The organism is Spongiibacter sp. C9W (assembly GCF_057370015.1).
On the sequence record NZ_CM170672.1, the window covers coordinates 1,334,825 to 1,349,220 of the forward strand.

At 56.3% G+C, this 14,396-nt stretch carries 14 protein-coding genes; 4 read left to right on the forward strand and 10 right to left on the reverse strand.

Translation table 11 applies throughout. The annotated features are described in order from the left end of the window. Window position 1: 1 nt before the first annotated feature. The 3 genes from AC2Q8J_RS06390 to AC2Q8J_RS06400 all read left to right on the forward strand — a co-directional run bounded on the left by AC2Q8J_RS06390 (window position 2) and on the right by AC2Q8J_RS06400 (window position 3,501). A complete protein-coding gene (locus AC2Q8J_RS06390; protein WP_486452431.1) occupies window positions 2–364 on the forward strand; it encodes a cupredoxin domain-containing protein in 363 nt (120 codons plus the stop codon). Beyond that, complete coding sequence (locus AC2Q8J_RS06395) at window positions 361–1,785, forward strand: hypothetical protein (protein WP_486452432.1); 1,425 nt, start codon at window positions 361–363, stop codon at window positions 1,783–1,785. The genes AC2Q8J_RS06390 and AC2Q8J_RS06395 overlap by 4 nt, the downstream gene beginning before the upstream one ends. A 123-nt stretch (window positions 1,786–1,908) precedes the next feature. Continuing rightward, window positions 1,909–3,501, forward strand: coding sequence for an ABC-F family ATPase (locus AC2Q8J_RS06400; RefSeq protein ID WP_204995259.1), 1,593 nt, complete (start codon window positions 1,909–1,911; stop codon window positions 3,499–3,501). A gap of 14 nt (window positions 3,502–3,515) precedes the next feature. Here the strand turns inward: AC2Q8J_RS06400 and AC2Q8J_RS06405 are convergent, their stop codons facing one another. The 9 genes from AC2Q8J_RS06405 to hemP all read right to left on the reverse strand — a co-directional run bounded on the left by AC2Q8J_RS06405 (window position 3,516) and on the right by hemP (window position 11,225). Beyond that, on the reverse strand, window positions 3,516–4,277 hold the full coding sequence (locus AC2Q8J_RS06405) for an ATP-binding cassette domain-containing protein (RefSeq protein WP_424142469.1): 762 nt from the start codon (window positions 4,275–4,277) through the stop codon (window positions 3,516–3,518). Further along, window positions 4,274–5,296: a FecCD family ABC transporter permease gene (locus tag AC2Q8J_RS06410; RefSeq protein ID WP_286836782.1), complete on the reverse strand. Its 1,023-nt coding sequence runs from the start codon at window positions 5,294–5,296 to the stop codon at window positions 4,274–4,276. The genes AC2Q8J_RS06405 and AC2Q8J_RS06410 overlap by 4 nt, the downstream gene beginning before the upstream one ends. After that, window positions 5,274–6,143: a heme/hemin ABC transporter substrate-binding protein gene (locus AC2Q8J_RS06415; RefSeq protein ID WP_486452433.1), complete on the reverse strand. Its 870-nt coding sequence runs from the start codon at window positions 6,141–6,143 to the stop codon at window positions 5,274–5,276. The genes AC2Q8J_RS06410 and AC2Q8J_RS06415 overlap by 23 nt, the downstream gene beginning before the upstream one ends. After that, entirely contained in the window at window positions 6,130–6,552 is a 423-nt protein-coding gene (locus AC2Q8J_RS06420) for an ExbD/TolR family protein (protein WP_372878947.1), read from the reverse strand. Before AC2Q8J_RS06420 ends, AC2Q8J_RS06415 begins: the two co-directional genes overlap by 14 nt. Then, window positions 6,549–7,118 carry a MotA/TolQ/ExbB proton channel family protein gene (locus AC2Q8J_RS06425; protein WP_486452434.1) on the reverse strand — a complete coding sequence of 190 codons (570 nt, stop codon included), beginning with the start codon at window positions 7,116–7,118 and terminating at the stop codon, window positions 6,549–6,551. Before AC2Q8J_RS06425 ends, AC2Q8J_RS06420 begins: the two co-directional genes overlap by 4 nt. Beyond that, window positions 7,118–8,152 (reverse strand): hemin-degrading factor, encoded by a 1,035-nt coding sequence (locus tag AC2Q8J_RS06430; RefSeq protein WP_486452435.1) that lies wholly within the window; start codon window positions 8,150–8,152, stop codon window positions 7,118–7,120. The genes AC2Q8J_RS06425 and AC2Q8J_RS06430 overlap by 1 nt, the downstream gene beginning before the upstream one ends. Before the next feature lie 12 nt (window positions 8,153–8,164). Beyond that, a complete protein-coding gene (locus tag AC2Q8J_RS06435; RefSeq protein WP_486452436.1) occupies window positions 8,165–8,875 on the reverse strand; it encodes an energy transducer TonB in 711 nt (236 codons plus the stop codon). Continuing rightward, entirely contained in the window at window positions 8,869–10,998 is a 2,130-nt protein-coding gene (locus AC2Q8J_RS06440) for a TonB-dependent hemoglobin/transferrin/lactoferrin family receptor (RefSeq protein ID WP_486452437.1), read from the reverse strand. Before AC2Q8J_RS06440 ends, AC2Q8J_RS06435 begins: the two co-directional genes overlap by 7 nt. Window positions 10,999–11,060: 62 nt before the next feature. Continuing rightward, window positions 11,061–11,225: a hemin uptake protein HemP gene (gene hemP / locus AC2Q8J_RS06445; protein WP_084498074.1), complete on the reverse strand. Its 165-nt coding sequence runs from the start codon at window positions 11,223–11,225 to the stop codon at window positions 11,061–11,063. A 249-nt stretch (window positions 11,226–11,474) separates the two neighbouring features. Between hemP and AC2Q8J_RS06450 the strand changes: the two genes are divergently transcribed. Beyond that, the gene (locus AC2Q8J_RS06450) at window positions 11,475–11,870 is read left to right on the forward strand and encodes a GreA/GreB family elongation factor (RefSeq protein ID WP_486452438.1); all 396 of its coding nucleotides are present in this window, start codon (window positions 11,475–11,477) and stop codon (window positions 11,868–11,870) included. 250 nt (window positions 11,871–12,120) lie between these two features. Here the strand turns inward: AC2Q8J_RS06450 and AC2Q8J_RS06455 are convergent, their stop codons facing one another. After that, entirely contained in the window at window positions 12,121–14,382 is a 2,262-nt protein-coding gene (locus tag AC2Q8J_RS06455) for a TonB-dependent receptor (RefSeq protein WP_372878953.1), read from the reverse strand. Window positions 14,383–14,396 lie beyond the last annotated feature (14 nt).

The window sequence follows — 14,396 nt, forward strand, 5'->3', positions numbered from 1 at the left end:
CATGCGCACAGTTGCATTAGTTCTCAGTAGTGCGGTGGTGCTGGCGGCGCTGTGGTGGGGGCTGAAACCCACCACCTCAGCACCGAGCGAACCACAGTTGCGACAGTATTCACTGGTATTCAGTGGCCAACAGTACCAAGGCCCAGCAACGCTCACCGCTTATGCCGGCGACACGTTGCGATTGAACGTCGTCAGCGACAGCGACGATGCAATGCACGTACACGGCTACGAAAAACACCTGGTGCTGCCAGCCGGCGAACTGACCACACTGGAGTTCACCGCCGATAGCACCGGCCGTTTTATGCTTGAGCTACATGGTAACGACCTGCAGTTTGGCACCTTGGAAGTGTACCCTCGGCAGTGAAACTTCGACTCGCAACGGCTTTCGCCGCCAGTGTGGGCAGCACCGCCGTGCACGCCCACTCCTTCGCCCAGCCCTACCAGTTACCCATGCCCTATTGGATGTACATCTACGGGGCAATGGCGGCGCTGGCACTTTCCTTTGTTGTGCTGGCGTTTTTCCTGAGAGAAGCCCCCAACGCTCAGCAACCACGACACCTGCTGCTTGGCCAGCTCAAGATGCCGTGGCTGCGGCGGCTGTTTCAGACCGCTATGTTTGCCAGCATCGTGTTGGCCATTGTTGCCGGCCTCATCGGCAATCAGGACAGCTATCGCAATATCAACATGACCTACGTCTGGATCGTGTTTGCCCTGGGCGGCTGCTATTTGAGCGCGCTGGTGGGTGGCTGGTACGACGCCGTAAACCCCTGGAAGATGTCTGTAGAAGTGCTGTCAAAACGCTGGCCCGTTTTTGGCAGCGGCTACATCGCCTACCCAAAGCGCCTCGCCTACTGGCCGGCACTGGCCCAGTACATGGTGTTTATCATTATCGAGCTGTTCGGCGATACACGGCCGTTTTCACTGTCAGTCATCCTGCTCGCGTACACGGCCTTAACCCTGCTGGGTAGCTGGCTGTTCGGAAGTCGCCAGTGGTTTTACTACGCCGACCTGTTCTCAGTGCTATTTCGTGTGATCGGCCATATGGCACCGCTGCAAAAAAATGCTGAGCAGCGTTGGGTGCTGCAGTGGCCGTTTGCCGGCTTAATCGGCCAGCGCGCCACGCACCCGAGTTTGCTGATCTTCATTCTGTTTATGCTGTCGTCCACCGCCTTCGACGGATTAAAAGAAACCCAGTTGTGGTTCAACCTATTCTGGAAAGACCCTTGGAATATTCTCACCCCACTGCTCGGCGAGCACCCAATCTACGCCTACCCCTATTTGCGGCCCTGGTTCATCGCGTACGAAGTATTTTGGTTGCTGCTGTCGCCACTGCTGTATTTGGGATTGTTTCTCGGCTTTTTATGGCTGGGCAAAACGCTCAGCCGCAGCGACCTCCCACTTACTGAGCTTACCGCCCGGTTCAGCTATAGCCTGCTGCCCATCGCGCTGGTCTATCACATCACCCACTACTATACCTTGCTGCTGAATCAGGGAGTGAAAATTCGCGGGCTGATCTCCGATCCCTTTGGCTGGGGCTGGAACATTTTTGGCAATGCCATTACTGGCCGCCTGCCTATCATTCCCGATATGGGTGTGGTCTGGGATAGCCAGGTTTGGCTGATACTGATCGGTCACGTGGCCAGCGTTTGGTTGGCTCATGTCGAAGCTCTGCGCTGCTTCAATAGCCGCCGCCAGGCCACACTCAGTCAATTCCCGATGCTGGCACTGATGATTGTATTTACCGGCTTCGGCCTATGGATTCTGGCGCAACCCCTTAAGGGCTAAACACTGCGGAAATAATGCGCCAAATCGCCCTGGGCGTTCGACCTCGCGCGCTGAAAGGCTTATAGTGCGCGCCTCTCTGCTCATCGATTTACGCACTGCCACGCGCAGGCTCAGGATACTCTGTTGATCTCTACTGCAAACATCACCATGCAATTTGGTGCCAAGCCGCTGTTTGAAAACATCTCAGTGAAGTTTGGCAACGGCAACCGCTACGGGCTTATTGGCGCGAATGGCAGCGGCAAATCCACGTTTATGAAAATCCTTGACGGCAGCCTCAAGCCCACCTCTGGCAATGTGTCGTTAGATCCGAACGAGCGCATCGGCAAGCTGCACCAAGACCAGTTCGCCTTCGAGCAGTATTCAGTGATCGATACCGTGATCATGGGTCACACCGAGCTTTGGGAAGTGAAACAAGAGCGCGACCGCATTTATTCGCAGAGCGAAATGTCGGAAGAAGACGGAATGAAAGTCGCCGAGCTGGAAACCCGTTTCATGGAAATGGATGGCTACAGCGCCGAGAGCCGCGCCGGTGAAATTTTGCTGGGCGCGGGCATCGACCAAAGCCTGCACTTCGGCCCAATGAGTGAAGTCGCCCCCGGCTGGAAATTGCGGGTATTGCTGGCGCAAGCCTTGTTCTCCGACCCCGATATTCTGCTGCTGGACGAGCCCACCAACAACCTCGATATCAACACCATTCGTTGGCTGGAAGAGCTGCTAAACGAGCGCAAAAGTACGATGGTGATCATTTCCCACGACCGGCACTTTCTCAATGCCGTTTGCACGCACATGGCGGATATCGACTATGGCGAGCTGCGCGTCTACCCCGGTAACTACGACGACTTTATGATGGCAGCGACCGCGGCGCGCGAGCGCTTACAGGCCCAGAATGCGAAGAAGTCTGCACAAATTGCCGAACTTCAGCAATTTGTAAGCCGCTTCTCCGCCAATGCCTCCAAGGCTAAGCAGGCGACCTCCCGCGCTAAGCAAATTGAAAAAATCCAACTGGATGAAATCAAAGCCTCCAGCAGGGTATCGCCCTATATCCGCTTCAAGCAGGAGAAGAAGCTGCACCGCCAAGCGCTGACGCTTGAGAGCGTTGGCCACGGCTTCGATGACAAGCTATTTAGCGACGCCACCATGATTATTGAAGCGGGCACTCGCCTGGCAGTCATCGGTGAGAACGGCGCCGGTAAAACGACTTTTTTGCGCTGCTTAATGAAGGAGTTAGCGGCCAACGAAGGCAACATTAAGTGGGCCGAAAATGCCAGCCTGGGCTACTGCCCTCAGGACAGCAGCAATGACTTTGACAACGACCTCAATCTGTTCGACTGGATGGCGCAGTGGCAAAAGCCCAGTCACGACGACCAGATTGTGCGCGCAACGCTTGGGCGCTTACTGTTCTCTTCCGACGACTTCAAAAAGCAGGTTAAGGTCTGTTCAGGCGGTGAGAAGAACCGCCTGCTGTTTGGCAAGCTGATGATGATGGACTGCAATGTTCTCATTATGGACGAGCCGACTAACCACCTGGATATGGAGTCGATTGAAGCCCTGAACCTGGCGCTGGAATACTTTGAAGGCACACTAATCTTTGCCAGCCACGACCGCGAATTCGTATCGTCGCTGGCCACCCGTGTTGTTGAAATCAAAGACCAGAAGCTCAACGACTTCCAGGGTAGCTACGAGGAGTACTTGGCCAGCCAGCAGCTCATCGGCTGAGCGAGGACGAGTGCCTACCTCGCCGCGCAGTCCAGCAGTGATGCCATCACTTTGCGGGGCTGCGCGGGTAACATAAACACCTCGTCGAGCAAGCGCTCGTTAATCACCGCCGCAGCGCCGCCCTGGGCGACGAGCCGACCATTGGATAATACCCAAACCTGGTCGGCAAAACGGTGCGCCAGCACCAAGTCATGAATCACACAGGCAATAGCAAAGCCGCGATCTCGCAGCGACTCAAGTAAGGCCATCAGCGCAAATTGGTGGTTCAGATCCAGGGCATTGAGCGGCTCATCGAGAAACAGATAAGCGGGATCACCTGCCTTTAATGATGGCAGCAATTGCAACAGCACCCGCGCTATCTGTACCCGCTGACGCTCGCCGCCAGACAGGGACAGATACTGGCGATTAATAAGCTCAGCGGCCGAAAAGTATTGCAGGCAGTGTTCGATATCCTCGTCGTTGGCAGCGAGTAAACTCCCCATTGCCACAACATCCCTGACCGTGAACGGAAAGAGCAGGCTTTGCTCCTGGGTTAGCACTGCCCTGCGCCGCGCTAAAGACGCCGCACTATAGGTGGATAGTAATTGCCCATCTAAACTCACTGTTCCGGTATCTGGCCGTTCACCACCGGCTAACAAATGCAGCAACGACGATTTACCCGCGCCGTTGGGGCCAACAATGGCCAGCAGTGTTCCCGGCGCTAACTCGCCGCTGACATCATGAAGGATTTTTTTGCCTTTTTGCGCCCACCCCAGTCCTTCTGCCAGCAAACTCATAGTCGCCTTCCCTGAGACAGTAGCAAATACAGGAAATACGGTGCGCCAAGCAGGCTGGTAATAACGCCCACAGGCAGCTCCGCAGGCGCAACCACTGTCCTCGCCAGCGTGTCGGCAGCCAATAGCAACAATGCACCTAGCAGGGCACTGCCCGGCAATAGCCATCGATGTTGAGGGCCGATAAGCATACGAAGCAGGTGTGGCACCAATAGACCAACAAAACCGATAACGCCGCTCACTGCCACACAACTGCCAACAATTAATGCCGCCAGTATAACGGTGCGGCGCTGTAACTGGCGGGGGTCAATACCGAGGTATTCGGCGCTGCGATCACCCAACTGCAAGACATCCAATTGCCGAGCACTTCGTGTTAGCAGTAACAAGGCGGGGATCAATACACTGCAACACACGGCAATTTGCGTCCACAGCGCGCCGCCCAGGCTACCCATTGTCCAGAAGCTGAGGCTGCGCAATTGCTGGTCATCGCTCAAATACGTGAGAAACCCAATAGCCGCCCCACAAAGGGCGTTTATCGCCAACCCCGCCAGCAGCAGTGCTGCAACACCGCCGCCGCTGCGACGAGCAAAAAGAAATATAACGATGCAGCAAATCAAACCGCCACAAAATGCGGCGATGCTTATGCTGTAAAGGCCCAGCAAACCCCAGCTGGATGGAATGGCAATTAAACTGATGGCCACGGCGAGCGCCGCACCGTTGGCAATGCCCAGCAGGCCGGGGTCTGCAAGCGGGTTGCGAAACAAGCCCTGCATCGCCGCGCCCGATGCGCCGAGCCCTGCCCCAACGATGGCCGCCAAACACAAGCGCGGTAGCCGGATATGCCAGAGTATGGCGGCCTCTGGATTCTGCCACGCCCGCCACTGCCAGTGCTGCCACTCGACACTGGCCGCACCGACAAAGGCAGCCAGCATCAACGCCGCCAATAAACAGGCCATTAATAAGCCAAGCACGCGATACGCCGCATTTGGGTGACGCGTTTCAGTAATCGCGCTGGGCATCATTTTCGGATTCGCCGTGTAGTGCATTGAACAGTGTGGTGGCGGCGTCAGCCGTGCGCGGACCAAAACCCAGCAATAGCAATGCATCCATGCTGAGAATGCGCCGCGACTCAGCGGCCGGTGTTAACGCCATCCCGGGCTGGCGCAACAAGCCGTCGACACCGCCAAACTGCTCCAGCCCCTGGTCAGTCACCACAATCCAGTCTGGCGCCGCATTCACTAACGCCTCTGCTGTCATGGGTTTGTAAGCGCGTATCGCGTTGGCAACATTCCGCCCGCCCATCAGTTGAATCATGCTGTCGGCAGCGGTATCACGCCCCGCTATCATCGGTGCGCCACCACCGTGATTCATCACAAACAGTACCCCAGGGCGATGCGATAACCGCTGACGCCGCTCGGCGAGCGCGGCGAAATCCGCTTTGAGCGTTGCAATAATGTCATCACCGGCGGCTACGGTTCCCAGCATCGACGCTAGCCGGCGAATCTTGTCATACAACTTTTCAGGTGTCGGCGTTGCCTCCACTAGCTCCAGTTGCTGACCAGCGGCCTGGATCTGCTGCTTTACTGCAGGCGGGCCAATGTCGGCATTCGCGATGATACGATCTGCCGACATCGACAATACGCCCTCGGCGGACAGGGCGCGAAGGTAACCCAGCTGGGGTAGCTTACGCACCTTCGGCGGGTAAACGCTGGAGCTATCTACTGCCACCACGCGATCACCGGCGCCGAGCGCAAACACAATTTCTGTTACATCTCCGCCCAAGGTGACCAAGCGCTCACTCGCGTTACCCAGGCTGGAGAGCAATGCCGCGCCAAAGGCCAGTGCCACGGAGCGCTTATTTATTCTCATTAAACATTTCCCTTTGGTGTAATAATTGAACGCGCTCGACCTGCGCTTTTTGCAGGGCATCGAGCAGGCTGACCAAGGCCTGTAATGGCGCCTGCTGGTCACCGGCGATGAGCAAGGTGGCATCCGCGCTCGCCTGATAACGCGCCAGAAGTTTGGGCATCAGTTCAGCGGTGGTGGAATAGCGACGCTCGTCCAATACATAAACGCCTGTCGCATCCACGCTTAACTGCAGCGGGGTATCGGGCATCGGCGACGACTCGCTGCCCTGGGCCTCCACCAGTGCTACCGGCATTGGCGCAACAGCGGCGCCGGCAGTAAGTAAGAAAAACAACAGCAGAATGAAGAGAATATCCATCAACGGCATCAGCTCCATCGCTGCGGGCTCTGCAGAGTCAGGCAGTTTGATCATGCAAGCTCCACGCGCAGTGTCGGCGCTGCCACTTTGGCTCCAGCCATATCCAGAGATCGCTGATTGAGTTTTGCGGCCCAGTTCTGCAGTACCACTCGGCAAACACTGTTTTGCAATGCTGCCAGCACGGCGGCAAGCAGTGCGATGGACAAACCCACAGCGGTCGTTGTTAGCGCCTGCCACAGGCCATCGGCAAGCAGTGCGGGATTCACCGCGCCGCGGTGTTCACTAAGGCGGTGAAAAGCGGCCATCACACCGATGATGGTGCCCAGCATTCCCAGCAGCGGGCTTACCGTGGCCAGGCCACGCAATACGTTTTGACCGCGCAACCACTGCGTGGAGAGCATTTGTAAATGCAGGGCCAGCACTTCATCGCGCAACGCTTTGTCACACTCGCGGTTACTGTCTAGCAAATTCAGGGCACCACTATAGGTTTGTTGCCGATGCCAAACTGCCCACACCGCAAAACACAGGCGCTCTCCCGCTACAGCGAACAACAGTAAGGCGCAGCAGATTAACGGCCACGCGAGTACGCCGAGAGTATCAATGGAAAACATTGCCATCATCAGTCAGCCAAGGTCTGCAACAATTCGCGCCACAGCGGCAATTCGGGTTGACCGGGTTTGCGGCGCCCAAAGAATGTGACGATCAGTTCACCGCCCGCGCCATAGACCTCCAACGCGGAGACCACACCATCGACGGTGGGCTTGCGAGTAAGCCAGCACGCGGCGACCGTATCTTCCTTAAGGTGAAGGTTGAAACGTGGATCCAATACGTTAAACCACCCCGGTGTCGCGCGCAGATTAGTAACCGGGCCACTGTGAATCTGAATGCAGGCGCGGTTGCCTACAAACACCATAATTTCACATTGGCTATCGCGCGCCGCTTCAAGCAGACGACGGGGAGATTCTGTACTGAGCGGCTTCGCAAGATCGTCGCTGACCAAGCGCAAGGCCTGCTCACGTTGCACCTTGTAGGTCGCGAGTAAGGCGTGAAAATCGTGGGTGTCTTTCAACGCCCGCCACGCGCTCTCGAGCCCCTGAATATCAATGTCACTGTCAGCGAGAGGCCGCGACGGCTCGGGGTAGGCCTCCAACGCCAGCTCTTCAACCTGAGGGCAGTCAGAAAATTTGCTGACCAGGGCTCGATACGCGGCGGCGTCCGAAGCGTCGGTCAAATAGATTTTGTGGGCCGCGGTTCCCGAACGATCAAAAAACTGCAGACTGTGACGGCCAGATTCCTCGACCGCGAAAATACTCGACCAATGGTGCATGAATAGTCGCAGGTCAATCTCTTCGTTTACAGCAAGGCCCATGCTGCCGTTGAAACCGATTTTTTGGTAGCAGCCTTTGCGTTCATGCACACAGTGTTCATTACGGGTCAGGGCCATTACCTCGCCCAGTGTTTTTACCTCTTTCAGTATCGCCTTCGCATCATTGCGTAAACGTGTGACGCCAAGGCCAATACGACTGGCGACCAACTCCGCCTCTGACACTCCCAGCGATTCAGCGGCATTGCGCGCTCGAAGTGTTTTCCCTTGTTGCTGCAGTGCTTCGTAGCGCTGCAGCAAACTCTGGCCGTCCTTTACTAAGGTATCCATACACCCTCCATATCAATTGAGTAAAAATTCGATGGGTACTCGCATCCACTGTCCCTGCATGGGGCCTGGGGCAAAGCGCCACCGAGATACCGCGGCAAGCGCGGCCTTATCCAGCAAACCAAAACCAGAAGACTCAGCCACCTTCACATCGCGCAGCGCACCACCACTGTCGATCAACACATGCAGAACCACCATGCCCTGCATACCCAGCTCAACGGCACGGCGCGGATAGCGCGGCGCTCGTCGCTCAACCACCTCGGCCTCGGCCAACGCGGTGGGCGTCGATGCCTGATTTTGGGTTTGCTGTTGCGCGGCAACGGCATCGGCTACCTCGCTTTCCTGCGGTGAGGCTTGTGATATTGGTTCGCGCTGCCGAGTTTGTTGGGCCTCACGTCGGGCGCGCCGCGGTGCCGATGGCGATCGATGGCGGGCCGGCTGTGCAGACGATTTTTCTCGCGGGGGCGCAGCGAGCGCGTGTTGAACCGGCGGCGACGCCAGCGATGGTGGCTCGTTTGCTGTTGCGTTATCCGCCGTGTTTTCTGATACCGGCTGAAATGATGGTGACACCAGATTTACACCCACGGGAACAGCGACGGAAACCGGCGCCGTGTCGAGTAACAATGCCGGCGCAAGTACGTGCATTAGCCACAACGCCGCAAGTGCGCCAGCGGCACTTAGCCCCTGGCACACCCGCGCTGGGTAGGTGCCCGACGACACTACCATTGATAACTCACTCTCGCCGTTAGGTTACGCTCCGGCGCGGCAGTGAGTGCAACGGGCCGCTGGTAGGTCTCATCAGTAAGGTTGTTAACGCCGAGATCAACCGTCAGCGAATCCACCGGTGACCAGCGAGCATAAACATCGTGAACCTGGTAGCTATCGCGACGCAGCTCGTCCTGTGGCACCTTGCTGGTGGAGTCCGCAAAGCGACTACGCAAACCGATCTCGGTGTTAATCGCAGCGACCTCGTAGGCCAGACTGATCGCGGCGGTACGCGGCTGATTGCTAACCAGATACTCGTCGGTTCGGCTGTTCTTACCCGTGCTATATGCCACACTCAAACCCAGTTGCCAGGGCCCAAGTCGGTAGTCGGCAGTGGCATCCCAACCCCGAATAACCGCATCAGAAATATTGCGAGATTGTGTTGTGCCGCAACAGGGCTGACCGGAAAACGGCGGCACGAAGTTCACCTCCAGGTCGATGTAGTCTTCGGCATCAACATTGAAGTAAGCCGCTTTAACATTCAGGGCATCCCCCGCTCGCCATACATTTTGAAAGCTCAAGCCCATCCCCAGCTCTGCGGTCAAATTGGTTTCCGGCTTTAGGTCTGGGTTAGGCACGAAGCGGTTACAACCGCCCGCACCGGGAATGTTTAAGCAGAAGTGATTTCCCGTCGCGTAAATTTCGGTCATCGTCGGCGCGCGAAATGCCCCGGTATAATTGGCAAACAGCAGCAGCCAGTCCTTTGGCGCAAGGCTGACACCAAACCTTGGCGACCACTTGGACGCATCAATTGAGCTCGCCGGATCCGGATCACTCGCACTGCCTGGCAGAGGAAATGGCAACGGCCAGCCCGCGCCACCCGATACGGCCCCCTCGCCCTGACGTTTGGAGCGGTAGCGGTCGTAGCGAGCACCGGCGAGCAGCAACCACTGCCCCGCCGCATTCTGCCACTGCCACTCTTGCTGGGCGTACACGGCGGCAAAGTCCGCCTTGGCGTCAGGGATACCGTTGGCTTCACCGTTTGCGGAATCTGAACCGCGCTGCTCCTCTCGGTAGGCCTCAATGCCATACACCGTGACGCTGTCACCCGACTGCCACAGCTGTTTGTTTTCCAACTTCACACCATCGGTGATCAATTGACGTCGACGCTCGTCACCCTGCGCACCCATGCCGGTAGCAACGGTCAGTGTTTCTTCCAGGTCCGTGTCTACGCGATAGATCTGAGCGTCGAGATTAACGCCCTCGTGGTCTGGGTTCTCATAGCGATAACCAAGGCGCCACAAGGTCGAGTCAATGCGCTTATCCACCAGCTCCTCACTGTGATCGTCGCCAACTCCCAGCTGGGGATTGTTAGGCTCTTCGGCGTCGCCGCGATAGTGCTGGGCACTGAGTTTCAAGCTGTGAAAATCTGCCAGTGTTATGCCCAGCTTGAACAAGCCACTGAGCACCTCATCATCGGCCGGCAGTGTGCTGCCGTCAGAAAGATTGATGTCACCCGACTCGCTCCGACTCACTGACAGCAAGCCATCCATGGCGGCGGTGCGACCAAATACACTGGCGGTCTGGCTGCGTTCGTTGTCGACAGACTGATAACCTGCCGCCAGCTGACCGCCGATCTGCTCGCCCGGCGCCAGCATATCCGCCGCGTCGACCGTTTCCATCGCGACCACGCCGCCGAGCCCGCCGGAGCCATAGAGCATAGAACTCGCTCCGCGTATCACCTCCACCCGCCGCAACAGCGCGGGGTCGACAAAGAAGGCACCGTCGTGCCCGGACTCAAAACGCTGGCGAACACCGTCGAGTAACACCAGCACGCCGTCGCTGTCGTAACCACGCATCACCAGTGTTTGGCCATTGCGGCGCGCACTGCCCGCAACCTCTACCGACGCCAGGCTATCGAAAATATCGGCCACTCGTGAGGCAGAGGCATGCTCAGCCGACCGCGCATCAACAACGTTGCTCATCAGCGGCAAGCGATGGCTGTCACGCGCCGAGCGGGTGGCGTACACGGTTAATTTATCGGTGCTAAGCAGGGCCGTATCGGCGGGCTCACCTTGGCTGTCGGCGAGCACAGGAAGAATAGTAAGACTGCCTGCCAGCAGCCCCAGTCGCGCAATTCGCATAGTTGCTCCAAATACGATGGCTTTGCTGGCGACGTGCTGGCTGGCCTAAATTTGAGATGAAATTACTTGGTTAAAATCAATTTTCCCTGACGAGTAATTCGCAGTTGATATTGCTCGCCGGCGTGCAAAATACGCAACGGGCCTTCCTTGCAAAGCAACTGCGAACTCTGCACAACGTTGTCACGAATCGTGACATAGCGCTGGCTTGAGCGGCGATCCGGTTCCACATCAAACTCCCTAAACGTTAATGCGAACAATTATCATTTAATTATTAGATGCCGTCAACTCCCCAACCGCGCCCTTGCCTTTTATTTTGGCCAGGCTATGCTGTCAGCTCACTCATCGACTTCCCGGCAATCATGAAACGCACGCTAAAGACCTGCACAACACCACTCAAATTTCTCTCCTAAGCCGGAGAGTTAGCTCGCTCTCCGGCATGAAGGCAAACACCTTGTTTTCACCATTGGAGGGTCGACATGTCTTCTCGCGAGACTACCCAAACTATCAAGCGCAACATCGCCGACAAACGTGAATCGCTGCTCCCTGTACAACGCTTATCCGGGCTTCTGTCCGACACGCCAATTTTCAGCCAGCCCGCTGAGTTACTGGCAATATTGTGCCGGCTCGAGCAGGCATCTGTGGGAGATAACCGGGTACAACTGGGTGATCACGTTCTACTTGAATGCGGCGAATTTAGCGAATTACTGTGCGTCAAATTGGTGTTACCAAAAGACGTGACACTCAGGCACTACCACCTTTCTGTGTTTTCGCCGCTGGGCAGGGCCGTTTACCAACAGCCACTCGGCGCGGAGCTGTCGATCAAGATGGCCCGCCGCTCGGTAACGTTCCGACTGCTGCATTTCTACCGCTAATCATCGATGGAGGGAAACCCGTTATGGAGCGTTTATCGCGCCGCACGCTTTTTTATTCATACATGAATGCGATCAGCAGCGCTCGCAACGCGGCGCAGCATGGCGCTGGATCGTGGGAGAATAAACATGGCCAAAGAAAAGCCGAAAAAAACCGCCCAAAAATCGCTGAAGGATAAACGCCGCGAGAAGCGCGAAAAACGTAGAAACAGCGATTAACTTAGCCATTCGGCGCCGCCCCGCGGCGCCGTTTTCAAAGGCGATACTTCAGGCTGACATCTAACTGACGCGGCGCAATCGCCTTTCCAAAATGCGCGCCACTGAGTGTGGGAATATCACCGCTGCCTTCCAGCGCATGTTTGTCACCGGCATTGCGCAAAAATGCCTGCAATGACCACTGCTCGTCGTCATCAGCGACGCGCAGGCGCAGATTATAGGTGCCAAACTCGCTTTGAAAATCTATCGGATCCTGGTCGGCCTGCAGGTACTTATCGTCTTCATATAACACGTCGACGCCAAACAGCACGTTCACCGGCCATTCACCGAGGTCATGAAAATAATTCACGCTGAAATTTGCTTTCCACAACGGCGCATTCGCCAACGGTCGTCCGGTTAGGTCACAGGGCGTGTCTTCACCTGCGGGACAAGGGCCATTTTCATAGTCGGTAAAACTGGCATCAAGATAGGCGACGGCGAGGTTGCCTGAAATACCCCAGGGCGTCACGAAGGCCGACTCCAACTCGGCACCTTTGGAGATCGCCCCCGCTGCATTGGAGATGCGACTCACATTGCCTTCAAAAATAGTAAGTTGAAGGTCTTCAAATTCCGTGTAAAACGTGGCGAAGTTGAGTGAGGCTGCGCCGCCGAAGAAACGAGCTTTCGCCCCTAGCTCATAGGTCAGCGAGGACTCAGGTTCTACTTCGGTTATTTCAGCGCGAACCGCAGAACCACTGTAGCCACCGCTTTTAAACCCCGCCGCCGCGCTACCATAAAACGTAATATCGTCACCCGGAATCCAACTGAGAGACAACTTGGGGCTAACATCTTCATCGACGCGTTTATCGATAAGGCGATATTCCTCAGCGGTGACCAGTTGGGTAAAGATGGGGCCATCGATATCTGTGCCCGCGGTGAACATTTGCAGCTGTTGGTCGACGTCTTTCTCTTCACGCGACACGCGAATACCACCGGTTAGCGTCCACTCCGGCGAAAAATGCCAACTTGCCTGCGCGTAAGCCGCCGTACTGAGGTTTTCCTGGTAGCCGTCAATCAACAGCCTCTCTCCCGGCCCACCGCCAATCACTGAGGCCAAAATGGGGTCGAGACTCGCCAGCAGTCCACTGGTTGCCGATAGTCCCGTTAGCAAATCCTCAGGATTCGGCGCGGCGTCGATAATCACGCGAATACGGGTATCGCTGGTGGCGGCATAAATACCCGCCACGTAATCAAACTTGCCGTCAAACATGCCCAGCGGAGAGACAATGCGCAGCTCGCTGCTCAGCTGTTCATAATCCTCAGCGTTCAAAAAATACAGCAGAGGAATGGGTGAAAAATCCAAGTCGCTATTGGATTCCTCTGCGATGGTGGTCAGCGAATTTATCCAGGCAAATTCATGCCCCCACAGCTGGGCGTTGAATCGGATATCGTATTTATTGCCATTTTGGTAAGTCTCAGCAGGATAATCCTGCGAGCTCAACTCATTGGAGGGGTCCAATTCAACACGCGGGTCATAGAACTGCATCAGCTGAAACTGCTCGGGCGTTGCGGTTTGCACCTGAAAACTACCGAGACGAAACTCCTGATTGGTATCGGCCGCGGCGAAGGTAACATCCAGCCAGTCGGCAATATCCCAGCGCAGCTGCACGCGACCAATACGCGCATCGACACTGCCCTCATCGCGATCCAGGGTGGTGTTGTACACGGCGCCATCGCGCTGGTTAATTAAGCCAGAGGCGCGTAATGCCAGCCTGTCGTTAATAGGAATGTTCGCGGTTACGCTGTATTTATCGAGGTCTTCTTCGCCCGTTACCAGCTCACCTGAGAATTCCAACTCCTGGCTGGGCTGGTTGGAGCGAATACTGATCGCACCTGAGATCGTATTTTTACCAAAAAGTGTGCCCTGAGGGCCTCGCAGAATTTCCACTGAGGCCACATCGAGAAAGGCCGCATCAAGAAACGCCAGGCGGCCGAGGTAGACCCCATCCAAAAACAGGCCAGCCGATTGTTCAAAGCCTTTATCAAAGGGCGAGCCCAAGCCCCGCACCTGCAGGCTGGTAAAAGGCGCATGACTAAAAACGCTGAGATTAGGCGTAAAGTTGGAGATGTCTTCCATATTGCCGATATTGGCATCCGCCATCATTTCCGCCGACATCGCCACCACCGATATGGGCACCTCTTGGAGACTTTCTTCACGTTTTTGCGCGGTAATAACGATCTCTTCGAGCACCGGTGAGCGCGCCATCAAGTCTGTGCTCAACAGACAAAATACACTAGCAAGCAATCGCTTCTTCATCATTTATCCACTGGCCT

Excerpts from the sequence above, each read along its gene's own strand:
- AC2Q8J_RS06410 (WP_286836782.1), bottom strand. The coding sequence starts at position 5,296 with ATGATGCCCAGCGCGATTACTGAAACGCGTCACCCAAATGCGGCGTAT.
- AC2Q8J_RS06425 (WP_486452434.1), bottom strand. The coding sequence starts at position 7,118 with ATGATGGCAATGTTTTCCATTGATACTCTCGGCGTACTCGCGTGGCCG.
- AC2Q8J_RS06390 (WP_486452431.1), top strand. The coding sequence starts at position 2 with ATGCGCACAGTTGCATTAGTTCTCAGTAGTGCGGTGGTGCTGGCGGCG.
- AC2Q8J_RS06450 (WP_486452438.1), top strand. The coding sequence starts at position 11,475 with ATGTCTTCTCGCGAGACTACCCAAACTATCAAGCGCAACATCGCCGAC.
- AC2Q8J_RS06405 (WP_424142469.1), bottom strand. The coding sequence starts at position 4,277 with ATGAGTTTGCTGGCAGAAGGACTGGGGTGGGCGCAAAAAGGCAAAAAA.
- AC2Q8J_RS06430 (WP_486452435.1), bottom strand. The coding sequence starts at position 8,152 with ATGGATACCTTAGTAAAGGACGGCCAGAGTTTGCTGCAGCGCTACGAA.
- AC2Q8J_RS06440 (WP_486452437.1), bottom strand. The coding sequence starts at position 10,998 with ATGCGAATTGCGCGACTGGGGCTGCTGGCAGGCAGTCTTACTATTCTT.
- AC2Q8J_RS06420 (WP_372878947.1), bottom strand. The coding sequence starts at position 6,552 with ATGATCAAACTGCCTGACTCTGCAGAGCCCGCAGCGATGGAGCTGATG.
- AC2Q8J_RS06455 (WP_372878953.1), bottom strand. The coding sequence starts at position 14,382 with ATGATGAAGAAGCGATTGCTTGCTAGTGTATTTTGTCTGTTGAGCACA.
- AC2Q8J_RS06415 (WP_486452433.1), bottom strand. The coding sequence starts at position 6,143 with ATGAGAATAAATAAGCGCTCCGTGGCACTGGCCTTTGGCGCGGCATTG.
- AC2Q8J_RS06435 (WP_486452436.1), bottom strand. The coding sequence starts at position 8,875 with ATGGTAGTGTCGTCGGGCACCTACCCAGCGCGGGTGTGCCAGGGGCTA.